The sequence below is a fragment of the Prauserella sediminis genome (assembly GCF_014195435.1).
In the GTDB taxonomy this organism is placed as follows: Bacteria; Actinomycetota; Actinomycetes; order Mycobacteriales; family Pseudonocardiaceae; genus Prauserella; species Prauserella salsuginis.
In genome coordinates this window covers 32,060-50,936 of sequence record NZ_JACIBS010000005.1, presented here as the reverse complement: position 1 = coordinate 50,936, position 18,877 = coordinate 32,060, and the positions used below count along the sequence as shown (strand labels likewise).

The 18,877-nt window shown below is 69.0% G+C and carries 20 protein-coding genes; 5 read left to right on the top strand and 15 right to left on the bottom strand.

Features of this window, described 5'->3' with window-relative positions; genetic code table 11:
- Window positions 1–34: 34 nt before the first annotated feature.
- The 10 genes from FB384_RS22200 to FB384_RS27380 all read right to left on the bottom strand — a co-directional run bounded on the left by FB384_RS22200 (window position 35) and on the right by FB384_RS27380 (window position 11,001).
- A complete protein-coding gene (locus FB384_RS22200; RefSeq protein WP_228726611.1) occupies window positions 35–787 on the bottom strand; it encodes an alpha/beta hydrolase in 753 nt (250 codons plus the stop codon).
- A gap of 1,086 nt (window positions 788–1,873) precedes the next feature.
- Window positions 1,874–2,653, bottom strand: coding sequence for an SDR family NAD(P)-dependent oxidoreductase (locus tag FB384_RS22195; protein WP_183786764.1), 780 nt, complete (start codon window positions 2,651–2,653; stop codon window positions 1,874–1,876).
- Window positions 2,654–2,674: 21 nt separating this feature from the next.
- Window positions 2,675–3,217, bottom strand: coding sequence for an EthD domain-containing protein (locus FB384_RS22190; RefSeq protein WP_183786763.1), 543 nt, complete (start codon window positions 3,215–3,217; stop codon window positions 2,675–2,677).
- Window positions 3,218–3,239: 22 nt separating this feature from the next.
- Window positions 3,240–4,370, bottom strand: coding sequence for an NDMA-dependent alcohol dehydrogenase (locus FB384_RS22185; protein WP_183786762.1), 1,131 nt, complete (start codon window positions 4,368–4,370; stop codon window positions 3,240–3,242).
- Between the two features lie 14 nt (window positions 4,371–4,384).
- Complete coding sequence (locus FB384_RS22180; RefSeq protein WP_183786761.1) at window positions 4,385–5,839, bottom strand: aldehyde dehydrogenase family protein; 1,455 nt, start codon at window positions 5,837–5,839, stop codon at window positions 4,385–4,387.
- Between the two features lie 88 nt (window positions 5,840–5,927).
- A complete protein-coding gene (locus FB384_RS22175) occupies window positions 5,928–6,791 on the bottom strand; it encodes a sugar phosphate isomerase/epimerase family protein (protein ID WP_183786760.1) in 864 nt (287 codons plus the stop codon).
- Window positions 6,788–7,162: a VOC family protein gene (locus FB384_RS22170; protein WP_183786759.1), complete on the bottom strand. Its 375-nt coding sequence runs from the start codon at window positions 7,160–7,162 to the stop codon at window positions 6,788–6,790. The genes FB384_RS22175 and FB384_RS22170 overlap by 4 nt, the downstream gene beginning before the upstream one ends.
- A gap of 216 nt (window positions 7,163–7,378) precedes the next feature.
- Entirely contained in the window at window positions 7,379–7,969 is a 591-nt protein-coding gene (locus FB384_RS22165; protein ID WP_183786758.1) for a VOC family protein, read from the bottom strand.
- Window positions 7,966–9,669, bottom strand: a complete 1,704-nt coding sequence (locus tag FB384_RS22160) for a class I adenylate-forming enzyme family protein (protein ID WP_183786834.1) — start codon at window positions 9,667–9,669, stop codon at window positions 7,966–7,968. The genes FB384_RS22165 and FB384_RS22160 overlap by 4 nt, the downstream gene beginning before the upstream one ends.
- A 168-nt stretch (window positions 9,670–9,837) precedes the next feature.
- A complete protein-coding gene (locus tag FB384_RS27380) occupies window positions 9,838–11,001 on the bottom strand; it encodes an acyl-CoA dehydrogenase family protein (RefSeq protein WP_183786757.1) in 1,164 nt (387 codons plus the stop codon).
- A gap of 179 nt (window positions 11,002–11,180) precedes the next feature.
- On the opposite strand from FB384_RS27380, the gene FB384_RS22150 reads away from it, so the two are divergent.
- Genes FB384_RS22150 through FB384_RS22130 form a run of 5 tightly spaced genes read left to right on the top strand, consistent with a single transcriptional unit; the run spans window position 11,181 to window position 14,528 of the window.
- Window positions 11,181–11,741 (top strand): VOC family protein, encoded by a 561-nt coding sequence (locus FB384_RS22150; protein ID WP_183786756.1) that lies wholly within the window; start codon window positions 11,181–11,183, stop codon window positions 11,739–11,741.
- On the top strand, window positions 11,738–11,926 hold the full coding sequence (locus FB384_RS22145; protein WP_183786755.1) for a ferredoxin: 189 nt from the start codon (window positions 11,738–11,740) through the stop codon (window positions 11,924–11,926). Before FB384_RS22150 ends, FB384_RS22145 begins: the two co-directional genes overlap by 4 nt.
- Complete coding sequence (locus FB384_RS22140) at window positions 11,923–13,161, top strand: NAD(P)/FAD-dependent oxidoreductase (protein ID WP_228726597.1); 1,239 nt, start codon at window positions 11,923–11,925, stop codon at window positions 13,159–13,161. Before FB384_RS22145 ends, FB384_RS22140 begins: the two co-directional genes overlap by 4 nt.
- 24 nt (window positions 13,162–13,185) lie before the next feature.
- Window positions 13,186–13,506: a ferredoxin gene (gene fdxA / locus FB384_RS22135; protein ID WP_183786754.1), complete on the top strand. Its 321-nt coding sequence runs from the start codon at window positions 13,186–13,188 to the stop codon at window positions 13,504–13,506.
- Window positions 13,503–14,528 carry an alcohol dehydrogenase catalytic domain-containing protein gene (locus FB384_RS22130; RefSeq protein ID WP_183786753.1) on the top strand — a complete coding sequence of 342 codons (1,026 nt, stop codon included), beginning with the start codon at window positions 13,503–13,505 and terminating at the stop codon, window positions 14,526–14,528. The genes fdxA and FB384_RS22130 overlap by 4 nt, the downstream gene beginning before the upstream one ends.
- Before the next feature lie 77 nt (window positions 14,529–14,605).
- Here the strand turns inward: FB384_RS22130 and FB384_RS22125 are convergent, their stop codons facing one another.
- From FB384_RS22125 to FB384_RS22105, 5 genes are read right to left on the bottom strand one after another with little or no spacing between them, the layout of a single operon-like run.
- Window positions 14,606–15,325: an SDR family NAD(P)-dependent oxidoreductase gene (locus tag FB384_RS22125; RefSeq protein ID WP_183786752.1), complete on the bottom strand. Its 720-nt coding sequence runs from the start codon at window positions 15,323–15,325 to the stop codon at window positions 14,606–14,608.
- Window positions 15,326–15,357: 32 nt separating this feature from the next.
- The gene (locus FB384_RS22120) at window positions 15,358–16,122 is read right to left on the bottom strand and encodes an SDR family NAD(P)-dependent oxidoreductase (protein WP_183786751.1); all 765 of its coding nucleotides are present in this window, start codon (window positions 16,120–16,122) and stop codon (window positions 15,358–15,360) included.
- Window positions 16,119–17,345, bottom strand: coding sequence for a cytochrome P450 (locus tag FB384_RS22115; protein ID WP_323985403.1), 1,227 nt, complete (start codon window positions 17,343–17,345; stop codon window positions 16,119–16,121). The genes FB384_RS22120 and FB384_RS22115 overlap by 4 nt, the downstream gene beginning before the upstream one ends.
- Window positions 17,338–18,474, bottom strand: a complete 1,137-nt coding sequence (locus FB384_RS22110; protein WP_183786750.1) for a thiolase family protein — start codon at window positions 18,472–18,474, stop codon at window positions 17,338–17,340. The genes FB384_RS22115 and FB384_RS22110 overlap by 8 nt, the downstream gene beginning before the upstream one ends.
- A complete protein-coding gene (locus FB384_RS22105; RefSeq protein WP_183786749.1) occupies window positions 18,471–18,866 on the bottom strand; it encodes an OB-fold domain-containing protein in 396 nt (131 codons plus the stop codon). The genes FB384_RS22110 and FB384_RS22105 overlap by 4 nt, the downstream gene beginning before the upstream one ends.
- Window positions 18,867–18,877: the final 11 nt, after the last annotated feature.

Sequence of the window (18,877 nt, the reverse complement as noted above, 5' to 3'; positions counted from 1 at the left end):
TGCCCACCCCTTCGTTCAAGTTATGACGGCACGGTCACACGGAGACCAGGATGTCGGCCACCTGCTGCGGCTCGAGCAACTGCAGGTTGTGTCCCGTGTCGACCTCCCAGACGCTGTCGGCCTGAAGTCGCCGCTGAGCGGCCTCGCTCTCGGGTTCGCTGCGCAACGACCACGTGGTGTTGACGCTGGCCCGGCGGATCGCGCGCACCCGGGATTCGTTCCGGAGCGAGAGTTTCTCCGCGAACGCCTTCCAGGGGAAGGGCGTGTCATGAGCGTCGACCCACTCCTGAATCTCATCGGCAGTCGGATTCTCCGGCAGGGCAGGCAGAGTCGGTGCGGTTTGACGCCCTTGCGATTCGAACGCCGTTCCACCGACGACATCGACGCCGTCGAGAATGCGCCGGGTCTGCGCCGCGTACTGCATGGACAACGGTGCCACGTCCACCAGTCCCTCACCATCGAGAGGCTGCGCGGCATCCAGGTACACCATTTGCCCAATGCGCTCAGGCGCGCGATCGGCGACGCCCGTGATCACCATTCCTCCGTAGCTGTGCCCCACGAGAATCACGTCCGAGAGATCTTCCCAGCGCAGTAGCTCGTACACGTCCTGCACGTGCGTGCTCAGCCCCGTGTCGGGCGTCCTGAGGTGGGAACGATCGCCGCTGCCGGTGAGCGTCGGGGCATACACACGGTGCCCGGCATCTCGCAGAAACGGAGCGAGCCGGCACCACGACCAGCTTCCGCTGAATCCACCGTGGACGAGGACGAACGTTCTTGCCTTGGTCATGATATGCCTCTCAACGCGTTCCAATGATGAGATTCGCTGCAACAGATCGGATGCACTCCGGGTGGTATCCCAGCCAATCCGGCGCAGGCCAGCACGGCACTACTGGTCGCACGGCACTACTGGTCGACAGGTCCGAACACCACCGGCTTCGTGACACACGTGAATTCGAATGCCCGATATCGTGCGAATGAACCCGAAACCGGACGGTCGCCGAAAAGTGTAGCCGCCTCGGATCTGGTTCGACCACCTGCCGGATCGCCTCACACGAGTGGCGAACACCTCGAATGTCGTACATAGCATGTACTTGACATTCATATTGTTTGACCCGGGATCGATATCGATGGCTCCGACGCTCCGTGGACCTCGAACACACTGCCGGTCATCGTGTTCCGAGGACGAAAGCCGACCATCCTGTTCTCGACCAGGCCGTGCGGGGCGAGAACAGGATGGTCGGCGAGGACATCGCCCACCGCGCGGACACATGTCCCACCGCAAACCCTCCTTACTCGCCGGAACACGCGTGGCCCCTCCCTGCGCATCGGCGACGATCGACTTCGAGGTCCACTATGGACCGCCGGAGCACGCGAACCCCCGCCTGCACATATCGGTCGTCGTGGCCGGCCGCAGCCAGGCTTCCCATGCCTCGTGAGTTGGAACTCCGACCTCGCCGAGCGCCGGCCGGATCGTGCGATCGATCCAGCCCACGCACCTGCGGCTCGTCGTGGACTCACAGTCCCTACTGCGCAATGGCTCGTCGATGGCATACGGGAACGACGGGTTCGTACTCGACACATTCTTGGTCGACCTACTGTGCAGCTTCGTCACAGCCGGTCTTGTGCCCGATCTTGTGGCCGGGTCGGACTTGAACCGACGGCCGAAGGATGATGAGACGTCCGGCGGTCGTCGCACAGCGCGTTCACAGGTGAAAACACTCGCGCAAGACGTCACGGTGAGTGCGAACGAGGCATCGTGGGAACCCTTCCGCACCCACACTCGCACGCCGGGGAGCTCCGCGGTCACACCAGTCGAACCCTCGGCTCGTGCGCACGAGGATATGACGAGAACCAGGCTAAAGCACCGCCACCCTCACAGCGGTACCTCCCGAGGCGCCAGCTGAGCCGTGATCGCCGTGACGCCACCGTCGACGGGCAGGACCGCCCCGGTCACGAACGACGACGCCGGCAAGGCGAGGAACGCGATGGCCTCGGCGATCTCGTGTTGTTCTCCCCAACGCTGCAGCGGCAGACTCCGGCGGAGGGCGTCGTACTTGTCCGGCTGAGTTTCCTTGATCGGCCGGGTGAGCTCGGTATGGACCGGGCCCGGCGCGATCACGTTGACGCGGATGCCCGCGACTGCGAGGTCGACGGCCGCCGAACGGGCGAGGTTCGCGACGGCCGCCTTCGACGTGCAGTACGCCCAGTGTTCCGGCTCGCCCGCTGTCCCCGACGTAGACGACAGCAGGACGACCGAACCGCCATCCGACCGCCGGAGCGCCGGAGCTGCAGCCCGGATACCGAGCGCACCGGCTCTGACGTTCACGTCCATCACCCGGTCGTACACCGCCATGTCCAGCTGTTCGATGTCGCCCCACGCCGTGATGCCCGCGGACAGAACGACCGCGTCGAGCCCGCCGAAGCGCTCCTCCGCCAGGCGGACGGCGGCCTCGTTGCCGGCAGCCTCGGTCACGTCGGCACACAACCCGGCAGACGGATGCCCGCGGCCGAGGTCCCGGTTGAGCCACTCGATCCGCTCGGCGGCGACGTCCACACCGACGACCGGCCCGTGCCGGTCCAGCCACAGCTCCGCGAACGCCTTCCCCAGCCCGGAGCCGGCTCCCGTCACCAATGCCACGCGCCCCTCGCGCATTTTCCCTCCAATGTGGACGTTTCATCCGGTCGTCGGGTAGTCGCGCGGCCGGACCACCAACGCCACCGGTCCGGCATCGGCGCCCAGTGTGAGCGCCCGGCCCACGTCGGCGACGACCGTCGTGTACAGCCTCTTGCCCCGTCCCGGTGGCGGCACAGGTACGGCCAGCTCCCAGCTATCCCAGGACATGCCGCGAGGCGGTGATTCGTCGAACCACAGGACGGCGGCGCCGCCGTCGGGCGGCTGCAATGCGGACTCGGGGCCCTCGAGCACAGCCGCCGTCCACGCCTGGTCGCGGACGAGGAATACGGCCTCGTCGGGTGTCACGACGTCGCGGTAGTACGCGGATGCGTAGGCTCGCCGTTCGGATTCGCGGTCGGCGAACCATGTCTCGGAGCAGAAGCGGGCCGTGCCACGGGCCCACTGCTCGGCCACCGGTCGGTTCTGCCGGTAGCCGAGCAGTCCGGGAGTCCGGACGAACAGGTCACCGTGGCGATGCTCCCAGTGCCGTCGCCCGCGGTCGGCGTCGCCACTCGGCGGCACGAGGAAGATGCGATGCTGCACCGGACGCTCCCGGTAAACCGGTTCAGTCGTCGTAGAGGATGACGCCCCGAATGTTGCGGGCGGCCTCCATATCCGCGTACGCCTCGTTGATCTGATCGAGCGAGTAGGTGCGCGTGATCATCTCGTCGATCATCAGCTGCCCGCGCCGGTAGCGGTCGAGAAGCAGCGGAATGTCGACGTGCGGCTGGAGGCCACCGTACAGACCGCCCTTGATTGTCTGCTGCATCATCACGAAGCCGAAGACGTTGAAAGCGGCTTCGGTGTCCCACATGGACGACACGCCGGCGATCGCCATCGTGCCGCCTTTGGCCAGCATTCCCAGCATCGGCTGGATCATCGTGCCTTCGACCACTCCGATGGTGACGATCACCTTGTCGGCCATCCGGCCATGGGTCAGGTCCGTCAGCAGCCCCATCGCCTCCTCGATCGAGCCCGCCACGTGCGTCGCTCCGAACCTCGGCGCCTCTTGCCGCTTGAACTCCACCGGGTCGATGACGATGATCTCCCGGGCTCCGGCGTGTTTGGCGCCCTGCACCGCGCTCATGCCGACACCGCCGACGCCGAGGACCACGACGACGTCGTCGATCTCGACGTCCGCGATCCGCACGGCCGTCCCCCAGCCGGTCGGTACGGCACACCCGGCCACGGCCGCAGCCGGGAACGGGATGTCGTCGTCGATCTTGATGACCGAATCGACAGGGGTGACGATGCGCTCGCTGAACGTGCCGAGATAGGTCATCGGGCCGACGGGCTCGCCCGCCGCCGTGTGGATGCGGTTGGTGCCGTCGAGCATGACGCCCTGCAGCAGACCCGCTCCCCGGTCGCACAACTGTCCGACGCCGCGCACGCACGGCACGCACTTTCCGCAGGAGGGCATGAAGGTGCACGTGACGTGGTCGCCGACGGACAGCTCCGTGACGTCCTCGCCGACCTGCTCGACGATGCCGGCTCCCTCGTGGCCGCCGAGGAACGGCGCGAAGTCCACCGCCTGGTCACCGGCCGCGGCGTGGTTGTCGGAGTGGCACAGGCCGGCCGCCTTGAGTTTCACCATGACCTCACCGCGTTTCGGCGGCGAGACCTCCAGCTCCTCGACGTGCCAGTCGTTACGCACGTTCTGCTGGGTCTTCAGAAGGACCGCACCGTGAGACTTCATCGGATCTCTCCCGCTCACTTCACCTTGACGGACTTGTACTGGAGGAACTCCCCGAGCCCTTCGAGACCGAACTCGCGGCCGAAACCGGACTGTTTGAATCCGCCGAACGGCGCGAACATCGACACACCGGCCGTGTTGACCGCGACGGTGCCCGCCCTGATCCGGCCCGCGACCGTGCGGGCCAGTTCCTCGTCGGCCGCGTACACCGAGGCAGCCAGGCCGTACGCCGTGCCGTTGGCAATAGCGACGGCTTCGTCGACGCCGTCGTAGGGAATGACACTGAGCACCGGCCCGAAGATCTCCTCCTGGGCGATGGTCGCGTCTGGTGCGACGTTCGCGAAGACCGTCGGCGCGACGTAGAAGCCCTGGTCGAGTCCGTCCGGCCGGCCGCCGCCGAGGACGAGATCGCCGCCCTCGGCCTTCCCGGTGGCGATGTAGTTCATGACCCGCTCGAACTGCCGCGCACTGGCCAGCGGTCCGAGATCCGACGAGTCGTCGGCAGGGTCTCCGACCCGCATCGCCTCCAGCCGCGCCACCAGTGCGGCAACCACCTCGTCGTGCCGCGCACGGGGAACCAGAACACGTGTCAGGGCAGCACAGATCTGCCCGTTGAACGCGATGAACCCCGGAACCAGGGACGGCAGGACTTCCTCGAGTGGGACGTCGCCGAGGAGGATGGCGGGTGACTTGCCGCCGAGTTCGAGCGTCACGTTGGCCAGCCGGCCCGCGCACGCGCTCATGACTGCCTTCCCTGCACCGATGGAGCCGGTGAGGCTGACCTTGTCGATGCCTGGATGCTCGACGAGGTGGGCACTGACCTCTGCCGAGGCCGGCAGCACGCTCAACACTCCGGGCGGCAGCCCGGCGGCGTCGGCCATCTCGCCGACGAGGGCGGCGGTGAGTTGCGATTCCTGCGCCATCTTCAGCACCACCGGACAGCCGGCGAGGAGGGCCGGGACCAGTTTCATCGCAAGGTAGAGCCCGGGACCGTTCCACGCGGTGATGACGAGGGCCGGGCCGATCGGCTCCCGAACGACGTCCACGACCCCGTCGGGCACCTCGCGACGCTCGGACAGCGCCACAGACCTGGCGCGTTCGAGCAGATCCCGCCACATGAGCACGACGCCACCGTTGAGCGCGGCGGAGTGCGCCAGCGTGGGCCCGGACTCGGTGACCCACGCCAGGTCGAACTCCTCCTTGCGCTCCTCGAAACGATCGCAGAACCGGCTCAGCGCCTCGATCCGCTCGGCGAGCGGCAACGTCGGCCACGGGCCGTGGTCGAACGCGTCGCGTGCCGCGGCCACGGCGCGGTCGGCGTCGTCAATCGTTGGGTCCGGGGCCGTGGCGACCACCGCCCCGGTCGCGGGTGAGACGACCTCGTAGGTCGGGGCATCTCGCTGCTTGTGCACCCATTCGCCGCCGATGTAGAGGCGGCCGATGTGAACGGTCGGGTCGGCGCTCAGTGTCACGGTGTCCTCCGGGTTTGCTCAGCCACTCTGCTCAGCCACGGAACGTCTGCGCGTGATCCACGACACTTCCAGATCGACACGCAACTAGTCAAGCAATCGTTTGGTAGAAATTATCGAGAAGCTCGGTCAGCGCCGTCGCCGCAGCGGTTGCCCGCGCCTCCGGCGACATCGCCGCGCTGCCCGCAGTGGGCGCCTCCACCACGAGCGGCCTGCCGGGCAACGCCGCGAGGAGGCCCATCAGATCGAGGTCGCCGTGCCCGGGCAGCAACCGCCGTCCGATCGCCTCCCGTCGAAGCGCGTCGTTCTCCCCGCCGGACTCATGTCCCGGCGGTTCCCACGACGCGTCACACAGCTGCACGTAGGGCATGCAGGCATCGCCGCAGGCCGTGACGGCGGCCGCCACGTCAGCGGGCGTCCCGCCCGAACGGTGCAGGTGCAGCGCGTCGACCAGCACCCCCGCCCCGGCCGGCACGGCCGTCGCGAGCGCGTCGGAGAGCGTGCGACACGCCGTGAACGCCATCGGCTCCAGGCACGGCAGCACCCCGACCGCAGAGGCCTCATCGACGATCCCGGCGAGCAGGTCGCGTGCGCGATCGGTCCCGAGCTCGCTGTCGACGACCAGTACACGTGGCGCGCCCAGTTCGGCGGCACCGTCGATCACGGACCTGATCTCGCCTGCCGTGAGATCGCAGCGCAGCCGGAGCACCTCCACGTCGAGCACGTGCATCCCCGTAGACCGCAGCGCGGCCAGCACCCGCGCGCGCCGGCCGGGGTCCCGGCCGACGTCACCGGCGACCGAGGTGCGGCTGCCTGTCACACGGAGAGTGACCCCGTCGAACCCTGCCGCCGCAGCGGCAGCGATGAACACCTCGGGCTCGGTGTCCAGGAAGTCCAGACAAGCCAGCGCCCGCAGGCAGTCCGTGTCCGCCCGCTCCGGCGGCGGTCCGGTCATCGCTCACGGAACAGGTCGGTGCCGTCCCACCCCTCGGCGGCGCGCGCCACGCGCCCGTACAGCTCGGACAGATAGGGGGTTCGCTCGTACAGTTCGACCAGATGCCCCATGGCCGGTCCCACATCGAGGAAGACGAATCGCACCTCGGGCGTCTCGGCGTCCACCACCACCCGCGCCCCGCCCTCCACCATCCGCTCGCACGCCTGCTCGAGGTCGTCGACGAAGCACGCGACATGGTGGACGCCGATACCGTGCCTGCGCATGTCCCGCTCCAGCGGAGCCGGTTCGAGCGCGTGATGGTGGACGAACTCGACCATCACCGGGCCCCACTGTCCCAGCGCGCAGGTGTGGTCGAAGACGCCGTCCAGCACGGTCCCGCCCTCCCCGGCACCCGGACCCGCGGAGCCGGCACGTGTTCGCGCACGTAGAACGGCCCTGCCCCGTAGAGCTCGTACCAACGGCGGGCGCTGGTACGCACGTCCGTGGTCGCGTACGCGACCTGCACCATGCTTGCCCCGTGCGGAAGCCCCATCGCGTTCTCCTCCGCTTCCCTCCCGCTTTCTCCGGCCGGCCCGCGCACCGGGGTCTCATTCCGGGTGCGTGGTGGCCTTCCAACGTGGCCGCGCCTCGTTCCACTCGATCCGACCCGCCAGCACGTCCGCGATCCCGGCCCCGTCTGGCATGACCGGCTCCGACCACGACAGCGGGGAATCGGTGAGCTGGACCAACGTGCCGAATCCGGAGGAAGGGCGGATGAAGGTCTCGTCCCACCATCCGGTTCCGGTACGCGTGTCGACGGTGCGGAAACCGGCCTCCTCCAGTCGCCTCGCCGCCTCGGTGACGTCCCGGACGAAACAGGTCATGTGGTGGAAACCGGGGCCGTGGCGGTCGAGATAGGCCGCGAGGTACGACTCAGGGTGCAGCGGCGACAGCAGCTCGACTTTCACGCCCGGCGGGAAGCGCAGCTGCACCGTCCGGAGCCCGAGCCGGTCGTCGTCCCCGCCCGCGATCAACGTGCCGCCGAGCAGATCGGCGTAGAGCGCGGCCGCCGGGGCAAGGTCGGGCACCGCGACGGCGATGTGATCGAACCGCGTCACCAGCCCCGCCACGGCGCTCGCAGTGCCCGCGGCGCCGACACCGCCCGCCGTGCCTGCCGCGGACGCCGGCTCGGCGCTCACGGCAGGTCGATTCCCAGCTCGGCGCACAGTGCCTCGCGCAGGCGGAACTTCTGGATCTTTGTCGCGGCCATCGGCCACTCGTCGACCACACGCACGTACCGGGGCAGTTTGAAGCTGGCGATCCGCCCGTGCAGCCACTCCCGCAGTTCCTCGCCGGTGATCTCGTGCCCGTCCCGCAGCTCGACCGCCGCGACGGGGACCTCCACGAGCCGGTCGTCGGGAATGCCGACCACCTGTGCGATACCGACCGCGGGATGTCGCTGCAGCGCCTCCTCGATCTCGACGGCGGCCACGTTCTCCCCGCCGACCTTCAGCATGTCCTTCAGCCGCCCCAGGTACGAGATCCGCCCGTCCGCGTCGACCGTGCCGATGTCGCCGGTGTGGAACCAGCCCTCGTCATCGATCACCGCCGCGGTGGCCTCGGGGTCGTTCCGATAGCCCTCGAACATCGAATAGCCGCGGACACATATCTCGCCGCGCTCACCGGTCGGCACCGGCACGCCGGTCTCGGCGTCGACAACGCGTACCTGAATTCCGGGGAACGGCGGCCCGCTCGTGTTGGTGCGCTGCTCGAGCGTGTCGGTGGGGACCGAGAACGAGACGCACCCACCGGTCTCCGTGGAACCGTACGCGGTCACCACGGCGGCGTGCGGCCACAGCTTCTGCAGTTCGCGCAGCGTCGCGGGCGGCGCCACACCGTTGATCACGCGCACGGCGCTCCAGTCCACGGCAGAGAACTCCGGATGGTCGGCCAGAGCCTGGGTGATCGTCGGGAACGTCGGGTAGAAATGCGTGAGCCGCGCGGAGCGGAGCATCGCGATGGCTCCGTCGGGCTCGAAATGCTCCATCGACAGGAACGTCGCGCCCGTGTAGAAGCAGCCGTTCATCGGCAGCACCGACGACATATGGAACATCGGTAGCGGATCCCAGAAGCGGTCCCCACCATGAACGTCCAGGCGGTCGGCCACCGCGATGGCGTTGCGTACCACCATCTCGTGGCTGAGTGCGCAGCCCTTGGGCTGGGCCGTGGTTCCGGAGGTGTACATCATCATGCCGACCTCGCGCAGCGACACCTGTCTGCGCAGCGCGTGCACCTCTTCCGGCGTGATGTGCTCGGCACCCGTGTAGAACCCCTCCCGGCGCAGGTACGCCGGTCCGCACTCACCGTCGCCGAGGACGACCACGGCCTCCAGCGTGGGCACCGACGGCACCGGGAACGCGTCGCGACGGCGCGGGTCGAGTTCCGGCATCGCGGCCTCGATGCGGTCGGTGAGCCCGAACGGCTGCCCCGCGTGGCAAGCCGACACGAGCACCTTGACGTCGGCGTCGCCGAGCACGTGCGCCAGGTCGTCGCCCTGGTAACGCGCGTTGATCAGCACCGCCACGGCGCCGAGCATCGTCGCGCCGTAGGACACGCGCGCGAAGTCGGCACAGTTCGCCATGAGGATGCCGACGTGGTCCCCCGGCCCTACGCCCATCGCGCGAAGCGCGCGTGCGGCCAGCTCCGCGTCGGCGGCGAGCTCGGCGAAGGTGAGTCGTTCTCCCGGGAAGACCAGCGCCTCGGAGTCGGGCCACAGTGCGGCCGCCCGCACGACCACGTCGCCGATCGGAACCGCCTCGGCCCACCCGGGCGACCCGGCCGCGCCGCGACCGGCTGGCACGGTTCTCGGTACCGGAACCTGCTGCGAGGACGTCTCCATTGTCGTCACCGCGGTGTCCTCCCTGCTGCTCGTGTGCGTGCGCTGATTGCCGACAGCCGAGACTCGACCCGCCGGGCGCACATCACAGGACGACAGTGCACCACCGGCACCGCCGGTGACACCAGGTCCTCGCCACCCCCACGGATTCCGACGTCCGGCGGGGCCGGCTCAGAACGACCGGGGCAGCCCGGCCATCTCGGCGATCGAGTTGCGGGCCATCTCGTTGGCGATCGGCCCGATCCGGTACAGGCGCGCGTCCCGCCAGTACCGTTGCATCTGGGTTTCGAGCGCGTAGCCCATGCCGCCGAAGATCTGGATACCGCGGTCGGCGGCCGTGACCGCGCCCTCGGACGCGACGATCTTGGCCATGTTGGCCTGCATGCCGCAGTCCAACCCTTCGGCCTGGCGCCACGCGGCCTCGTAGATCAGCAGCTCCGCCGACTTCTGGGCGATGAGCATATCGGCGTAGTAGTGCTGCAGCACCTGCATCCGGCCGAGCTTCTTGCCGAACACGTCGCGCTCGTCGAGATAACGCTTGGCCTCCTCGATGACGCCGTCGAGAATGCCCAACGCGAGCGCGGACATCACGATCCGCTCGTTGTTGAGGGTCTTGAGCAGCATGTACCACGCCTGCCCCGGATCGCCGAGCACGAGTTCGTCCGGCACGAACACGTCATCGAGGAACACCTCGCAGGATCCCACGTTCTTCATGCCTAGCTTGGGGATCTGCCTGCATTCGACGCCCTCGGCCTCGCGTGGGACGAGGAACAGTGTGGTACCACCGGTCTTCTTGGCCGGGTTCTTCTCCGTACGGGCCAGCAGGAGGAGGTAGTCGGCGACGTGGGCCTGCGTGGACCAGATCTTCTGGCCGTTGATGACCCAGCCACCCTCGGAACGGGTGGCTGTAGTCGCGAGCACGCCGAGTAGGTCGGTCCCCCCGGCCGGCTCGGTCACCGAGATCGCGAACTTCTTCGAGCCGTCGGCAACCTGTGGCAGCAGCCGACGCTTCTGCTCCTCCGTGCCGTAGTAGCCGACGGATTTCGCTCCGGCGAAGGCGTTGATGCCCCAGATCCACGCGATACCCCCCAGGGAACGGGCGAGTTCGCGGATCAGGATGACCTGATCGAGCTCGGTGCCACCGGAACCGCCGTAGGCCTCGTCGATCCCGATGCCGTGGAATCCCACCTCGGCCATCCTCGCGAAGAGTTCGTGGGGGTATTCGAACTCCTGCTTCTCCAGTTCGAGTGCCGCCTCCTTCGGGCACTCCTTCTCGACCCACTCCCGGACGGTCTTCCGGAACGCCTCCTGCTCGTCTGTGAGCGCGAAGTCCACGGTTCCTCCTGGTGGGCGGCTCGGCGCAGCGGCACCTCGACAGCCCTCGTGATTTCCACCAAACGATTGCTCGATTTATGGAACACCGACCCCCGGGCGATGTCAAGCACAACGAGGACTTTCATCAACCAATCGTTTGGTGTAATAGTGGAGCGATCAGGGCCAACGAAAGGACCTCCATGACCCGCGTGCACATCGACCACGTCGCGCTCTGCGTGAAGGATCTCGACCAGGCCATCGAGGACTGGAAGGACATCCTCGGCGTGCTCACCCCCGAGCTGACAGAGACGATCACCTACTCCCGCGGCAGCTCGGACGGCACAGAGATGGTGTGGGCCACCTTCCAGAACCCCGATCCGACCGGTGTCTCCATCCAGATGTGGGCACCCGGCTCGCCCGACAGCTGGGTGCACAAGGTGCTCGCCAAACGCGGTGAGTTCGTCCACCACATCGCGTTCCTGAGCGACAACTTCGGGCACACCATGCAGCAGTGCCGCGAGGCAGGCCTGCCCGTACTGCTCGACGAAGACAGCCACCCCGACACCATGCCGTGGCTCAAGTGGAACTTCCTGCCCGAGTCCAAGGCGCACGGTGTGCTGATCGAACTCGCCACGCGTTACCAGGTCGGAGGCGACCGGTGGCTGCCCCACCCGGGCAATGCCGAGAACGACGACCTGCAGAAGGAACTCACCGACCGGTTCTACACCGACCCGGGACTCAAGGGCGGAGGCAAGCCGTGAAGATCAGCGTCGACATGAACGTCTGCCAGAACTACGGGCAGTGCGTGTTCGCCGCGCCGGAGGTGTTCGATCTCGACGACGCCGGTGGCCTCGTCTACCGGCCGACGGTGGACGACACCGCACGGGGCGAGGTCGAGGCCGCTGCGATGGCGTGCCCGGTGCAGGCCATCACGATCGAGGGATGAGCATGGCGTCCACCCGGGACCGACGCATCGTCGTCGTCGGCGGCTCCCTCGGCGGACTCCGCGTCACCGAGGCGATCGCGACCGGCGGCTGGGAGGGCGAGATCGTCGTCGTCTCCGCTGAGACACACGCGCCCTACACCCGCCCGCCGCTGTCCAAGACGGCGTTGGTGACGGGACCGGACCCCGACGCGCTGGCGTTCAAACACGGGCTCGAGGCCGGACGGGCACAGTGGCGGTTCGGCGCCCGGGCCGTGGCCGCGGACCTCGCCGGCCGCACCGTGACCCTCGCCGACGGCAGCACCCTCGGATACGACGGTCTGGTCGCCGCCACTGGGGTGCGGCCGCGACAGCTGCCCGCCGGTGTGGACCGCACCGGCGGCGCGACGCACGTCATCCGCACGGTGGAGGACTGCCGCGCGTTGCACGGCGCGCTGCGGTCGCACCCGCGAGTGGTCGTGCTCGGGGCGGGGTTCATCGGCTGTGAGGTCGCCGCGACGGCGGCCGGACTGGGCTGCCGGGTCACCGTGGTCGCCCTCGACGAGGCGCCGATGCTGCGACCGCTCGGCCGTGCGGTCGGCGACGCGGTGCGGACCCGGCACGAGCAGGAGGGCGTGGAGTTCCGGCTCGGCTCTGCGGTGTCGTCCGTGCGAACCGAGGGCCGGGTGCACATCGTGGAGCTCGACGACGGCACGTCCGTGGCGGGCGACGTCGTGGTGCAGTCCGTGGGCTCGTCGCCCTGTGTCGAATGGCTCGCAGGCAACGGCCTCGACCTCACCGACGGTATCGAGACCGACAACCGGATGCGGGCCGGATCCGTCCCCGGCGTGGTCGCCGTCGGTGACGTGGCTCGGTTCCCGAACCCGCTCTTCGACGACGTCCCACGTCGGGTCGAGCATTGGCAGATGCCCCTGGACACCGCGCGACGGGCGGCGTCGACCCTGCTCGGCGATCTGGCCGGCGCGGACACCGATCCGGCGCCGTTCACTCCCCTGCCCTCCTTCTGGTCCGATCAGTACGAGCTGCGCCTGCAGTCCTTCGGCGCACCGGGTCTTGCCGACCGGATCGACGTTCTCGAGGGCGACCTCGCCGAACACGCCGCCGTCGTCGGCTACTTCCGGGACAACCGCCTGGTCGGCGCACTCGCACTCGGACTGCCCCGACGGGCCGTGGCGGTCCGCAGGAAGCTGCTCGCGTCCTTGTCCGATCCCGCACCGATGTGCCCCTCCCTGACCTGAACACCCGGCAACAGAGGAGACCCGATGACCTACGTGATCGCCGAGTCCTGTGTGGACCTCAAGGACAAGGCCTGTATGGATGAATGCCCCGTCGACTGCATCTACGAGGGCGACCGGATGCTCTACATCCACCCCGACGAGTGTGTCGACTGCGGAGCCTGTGAGCCGGTGTGCCCGGTGGAAGCGATCTACTACGAGGACGACGTGCCCACGGAACTGTCCGCCTACACCGCCGTCAACGCCGAGTTCTTCGGCGCACTCGGCAGCCCTGGAGGCGCCACCGGGCACGGCGCCGAGGAACGAGACCATCCGCATGTCGCGGCGCTGCCGAAGGTGATGTCGTGAGCGGCGGAGCCATGCCGCTCGCGGCCACCACCACGGCACTGCGCACAGTCACGGTAGCTCCGGCCTCACCTCCACGCGCCGGCCCGGACGAGGCCCTGCTGGAGGTCGACCGCGTCGGTATCTGCGGCACCGACCTGCACATCTGGGACGGCAGTTATGCCACCACGCTGCCGGTCGTGCAGGGCCACGAGATCAGCGGCACCGTCGCCGTACTGCCCGACGCCTACGCCGGGATGCTCTCGGTCGGCGATCGCGTGGCGGTCGAACCGGTGGTGGCCTGCGGCTCCTGCTATCCGTGTCGGACCGGCCGTCGCAACACGTGCCGCTCGATGGACGCGGTCGGGGTCCATCGGCCCGGCGGGTTCCAGGAACGGGTGGCAGTGCCCGTGGGTAACTGTCACGCCGCGACCGGGCTCGACGCCGATGTCGCAGCACTCGCCGAGACGCTGTCGGTGAGTCTGCGGGCGGTCACGCGCCCGGACGTGCGCTCCGGCGAGCAGGTCGTCGTCCTCGGTGCCGGTCCGATCGGACTCGGTGTCGTCGTGGCGGCCAGGGATGCCGGCGCCCGAGTCCTGATCGCTGACCTACACGAGTCCAGATTGGACCTCGCCCGTGCGCTCGGTGCGGAGGAGACCGTTCGGGGCGTCGACGAGCTGCCCGAGCGGGTCGACGCGTGGACCGACGGGGAGGGGGCGCCCGTGGTCGTGGAGGCCACAGGTGCAGCGCCCGTCGTCGAGCGTGCGTTCGACGTCGTCGCAACGGCCGGACGGGTCTCCCTGGTCGGTGTCTCGGAACAGGCCGTAGGCCTGAACATGCGCACGTTCACGGCAAAGGAGCTGGACGTCTACGGCAGCCGGTCCACACTGGACTTCCCAGGCGCTGTCGCACTTGCCGAGCGACGACAGGCCGACGTGCGAAGCCTGATCAGCCACACCTTCGGCCTCGACGAGGTCGGCGACGCACTCGCGTTCGCCCACGACAATCCGCATTCGGTGGTCAAGGCGGTCATCGCGATCCGCTGACGCCGGCGGCACAGGGAACGAACGTCCGGCGCGCCTCGTCTGCGCGCCTCGTGTGCCGGCCTCGGCGTACCGGCGTCTCAGTAGGCGATGAACCCGCCGTCGACCGGCAGTGCCGTGCCGTTGATCCGGGATGCCTGCGGCGAGGCAAGGTAGACGATCGCGTCGACGATCTCGTCGGCCTCCGCGGGCGGCGGCTTGCGGCGGTCCCGCTGCAGGCCCTCGGCGGCGGCCGGGAAGACGTGGTCGACGACCTGCATCCCGGTGCGGATCGAGCCGGGGCACACGACGTTGCTGCGGATCCCCTGGTCGCCGAGTGTGGCGGCGATGTTCAGCGTGAGCCCGACCAGACCGTGTTTCGACGCCGTGTACGCCGCTCCGGCGCGGCCACCACGCAGTCCCGCGACGGACGCGACGTTGACGATCACGCCGCCGCCGCGCTCCAGCATCCCCGGCAATACCTCGTGGCAGAACAGGTACGGGCCGGTGAGATTCACCGCGAGCAGCCGGTTCCACTCGTCGAGCCCGGCTTCGTGTGCCCGTCCGAGACGGTCGATCACACCCGCGTTGTTGACCAGGACGTGGACCTCCCCCGCCGGGGCGATCACGCGGGCGACGTCGTCGGGATCGGTGACGTCGGCGGCGACATCGGTCACGCTGTCGTACCGGTCGGCCAGCGTCCGCACGCCCTCCGCATCCCGGTCCACCGCGACCACCCGGTCGCCCGCGCCGGCGAAACGCGCCACCGCGGCCCGTCCCACACCACCGGCCGCGCCGGTGACGATCACGGTTCTGGTCATGTTCCGCCCTTCCCCATGAATCTGCGGTCCGGTCAGCTGGTCTGCCCGCCGTCGACCACGAGAGTCCCGCCCGTCACGTACGAGGCCGCATCGGAGGCGAGGAACACGACGGGCGCCGCGATCTCCTCCGGCGTGGCCCAGCGCCCGAGCGGGATCTCGGCCGAGTAGAGCCGGCCCATGTTGGTGTCACTCTCGTAGTGCTCGTGTGCGCCGGAGTCGACGAGACCCGGTACGACGACGTTGCTGCGTATCCCGTGCCGCCCCCATTCCCGGGCCATGGCGCGGCTGAGCATCGTCAGCCCCGCCTTGCTCGTGCCGTAATGGGCCATGCCGTGCTGCGCCGACTCACCGACGATCGACCCAACGTGCACGACGGATCCGCCGCCGGCGCGGATCATGCCCGGCAGAGCCGCGTGCGCGCAGATCAACGGAGCATCGAGGTTGAGGGCGACCGTCTTCTGCCACCCCGACAGCCGCATCTCGGCCAGCGGTGCCAGGAACCGCGCGCCGCCGGCGTTGTTCACCACGACGGTCGGGTCGCCCAGCTCGGCGGCCACACCGGCCACGGCCTCGGCCACCTGGTCCTCATCGGTCACGTCCGCGGTGGCCACAACGGTCCGCCGCCCGGTGGGTTCCACCATGGCGGCGGTCTCCTCCAGCGCCTCGCGGCGCCGGGCGAGCAGTCCCACGTCCGCACCCGCACGGGCCAATGCGCAGGCGACCGCGCGCCCGATCCCACCGCTCGCACCCGTGACCACGGCGACCTTCCCGGCAAGCACGCCCGCCCGCTCGCTCATACCGCAGCCCCACGCCGTACCGGCATCGTCTTCATGCCACGGCTCATCATCGTGGTGTGCCATTCCTCGGTGCCGTCCGGTTCCAGGTCCGGCATCGCCCCGATCACCGCGGGGAATGCCACCTGTGCCTCCAACCTCGCCAGGAAGTTGCCGAGGCAATGATGCACGCCGAACCCGAAGCCGACGTGGTTGTTGCGGACGCGAGTGATGTCGAGCGCGTGCGGACGGTCGAACACATCGGGATCGCGATTAGCCGCGCTCTGCACGAGGAAGACGCTGTCTCCCTTGCGCAGCGTCGCGCCGCGAAGCTCCACGTCCTCAGCCATGAGCCGCTGTTCCAGCCTTGAGGGCCCGTCGAATCGCAGCAGTTCCTCCACCGCCGTGTTCACCCGTTCCGGCTCGTCCCGCAGCAGCTGCCACTGGCGCGGATGGCGCATCAGCTGGCGAGTGCCGTTGGCGATCAGGTTGGTGGTCGTCTCGTGGCCGCCGAACACCAGCAGCGCGCACGTGGAGATGATCTCCCGGTCGTCGAGGGGCGGATCGACCTCGTCGGCGGTGACGAGGCTGGAGATGACGTCGTCACCCGGCTCGCGGCGGATGCGGGTGATCAGATCGGCGAGGTAGTCGGTCAGCTCGATGAGTCCCTGCTGGGCCTTCTCCCGCCGGCCGGGCTCACCCTGTGCGCCGAACACGAGCGTGAGGATGTCGTCGGACCACTTCTTGAACATGTCGCGGTCCGCGGCCGGCACACCGATCAGTTCGGCGACCACGATCGCCGGAATCGGATAGGCGAAATCCGCGATGAAGTCGAACCGCGTCGTGCCCTCCAGTGCCGCCAGGGTCTCCTTCACCACCTGCTCGACCCGCGGTCGCCAGGCCGCCACCCGCTTCGGACTGAACGCGGGCGTCACGAGCTTGCGCAGGCGGGTGTGTTCGGGCGGGTCGAGGAACACCATCCAATGCCGCAGCACGTCGAACGTCGGCTCCCGCTCCGCGCGCTTCTCCGGCGAGAGGTGCGTCTCGTAGACCGGTCGCACGCGGTCGGACGAGAACCCCGGATGCCGCAGTGCCCACAGCACGTCCTCGTGCTTGTGCAGAAACCATGCCCGGTACCGCTGGTTCCAGTACACCGGATGCTCCTCGAGCATCCGGGCGAAATAGGGATAGGGATCGGCGAGCCGCTCCCCGCCGAGCACGTCGTCGAGCTCCACCGTCTCAGCCACCGAGCACCACCACCACACACCCGTTTCCGTCGATTCCCGCCGTACCGCCGCCCATCGTCTCGACGGCGGCGATTCTGGCGCCTTCCACCTGCCGCTGCCCGGCCTCTCCCCGCAGCTGCCACACGGCCTCGGCGATCTGCGCCAGCCCGGTGGCGCCCAGCGGGTGCCCGCGGCTGAGCAGGCCGCCGGAGGGGTTCACGGGCTGCCGTCCGCCGAGCGCGGTGTGCCCCGAGAGCACCAGATCGCCACCACCACCCGGTTCCGCGATGCCGAGTGCCTCGGTGGCCGTGATCTCACCGATGGTGAAGGCGTCGTGCACCTCGAACAGGTCGACGTCACCGGGACCGATCCCCGCCTCGTGCCAGGCCTCTCCCGCAACCCTCGCCATCAGCTCGTAACCCCACGGATGAGTGCTGCGGTGGTCCCACAGTTCTCCCGAACGCAGCGCCGACGCGGCGATCGGCACGTCGCGGTCGACGCCACGCCCACGGCCGATCACCGCGGCGGTCGCGGCATCGGAGATGTCGCAGCACTGCAGCAACGTCAGGGGGTCGGCGACCATGCGCGAGGCCAGCACCTGTTCGGCGGTGACCTCCGCGCCGTGCTGGGCCCGTGGATTGAGCGCACCGTGCCGGCGGTTCTTCACCGCGACCGCCGCCAACGCCTTCGGTTCGAGTCCGTACAAGTGCTCGTACCTGCTGGCGACCATCGCGTAGACACCCGGCAACGCGAGGCCGGCGCGCCCTTCGGCATCGGTGTGCTCCGGTGTGATCGGCCCGGCGAAGTGCAGCGTCATCGTCTCCACGCCGAGGCACAGCACACGCTCGAAACGGCCGGACAGCACCGACTGCCGAGCCTCGTGCAGCGCGGTCGTCGACGTCGCACAGGCGTTCTCGAAGGTCAGCACCGGCACCCCGGTCACGCCGAGCAGTTGCAGCATGCGCTGCGCCGTGCCGGGTGCGCCGAACACCGTGCCGGCGAAGACCGCGTCGATGTCCCGCACGTCGTCGACACCGGCGTCGGCCAGCGCCTCGCCCACGGCCTGCTGCGCCAGCAGCGGCGCGCCGACACCCGGTTGGCGGCCGAAGCTCGAGGTGCCGACGCCCTGGACGAAGGCGGTCCCGATCATGAGAGTTCCTCCTGTTCGGGTTCCGCGACGAGATCGCCGGTGTCGGCGACCCCGGTGACCCGCGCCCGGCTTCCCGGCGGCTGTGGGTGATCGCCCTGCGTGTGCACGAGCACTCGCGGCCCGTCGTCGAGTACGAGGTAGGCCACCGCGAACGGCGGGGTCCGGCCCGGCACACGCACCCGCAGACATGTCGACGCCCAGACCTCGCCGGTGGGGGCGAACGCACTCTCGGCGACCGGCGACCGGCAGACCGGGCAGTACAGCACCAGCTGTGCGACAGGGTGTCGGCATGCGGTGCACCGCCAGCCGGTGACGCTGCCACCGTCCGGGCCGTCAGTGAACCCCGGTCGCGGATCGTCCACGGGCTCGGTGGTCTGGTCGGTCGTACTCATCGTGTTCCTCC

Coding starts and splice junctions, on each gene's coding strand:
- FB384_RS22200 (WP_228726611.1), bottom strand. CDS start 787: ATGACCAAGGCAAGAACGTTCGTCCTCGTCCACGGTGGATTCAGCGGA.
- FB384_RS22195 (WP_183786764.1), bottom strand. CDS start 2,653: ATGCGCGAGGGGCGCGTGGCATTGGTGACGGGAGCCGGCTCCGGGCTG.
- FB384_RS22185 (WP_183786762.1), bottom strand. CDS start 4,370: ATGAAGTCTCACGGTGCGGTCCTTCTGAAGACCCAGCAGAACGTGCGT.
- FB384_RS22175 (WP_183786760.1), bottom strand. CDS start 6,791: ATGACCGGACCGCCGCCGGAGCGGGCGGACACGGACTGCCTGCGGGCG.
- FB384_RS22160 (WP_183786834.1), bottom strand. CDS start 9,669: ATGGAGACGTCCTCGCAGCAGGTTCCGGTACCGAGAACCGTGCCAGCC.
- FB384_RS22150 (WP_183786756.1), top strand. CDS start 11,181: ATGACCCGCGTGCACATCGACCACGTCGCGCTCTGCGTGAAGGATCTC.
- FB384_RS22140 (WP_228726597.1), top strand. CDS start 11,923: ATGAGCATGGCGTCCACCCGGGACCGACGCATCGTCGTCGTCGGCGGC.
- fdxA (WP_183786754.1), top strand. CDS start 13,186: ATGACCTACGTGATCGCCGAGTCCTGTGTGGACCTCAAGGACAAGGCC.
- FB384_RS22125 (WP_183786752.1), bottom strand. CDS start 15,325: ATGACCAGAACCGTGATCGTCACCGGCGCGGCCGGTGGTGTGGGACGG.
- FB384_RS22120 (WP_183786751.1), bottom strand. CDS start 16,122: ATGAGCGAGCGGGCGGGCGTGCTTGCCGGGAAGGTCGCCGTGGTCACG.
- FB384_RS22110 (WP_183786750.1), bottom strand. CDS start 18,474: ATGATCGGGACCGCCTTCGTCCAGGGCGTCGGCACCTCGAGCTTCGGC.
- FB384_RS22105 (WP_183786749.1), bottom strand. CDS start 18,866: ATGAGTACGACCGACCAGACCACCGAGCCCGTGGACGATCCGCGACCG.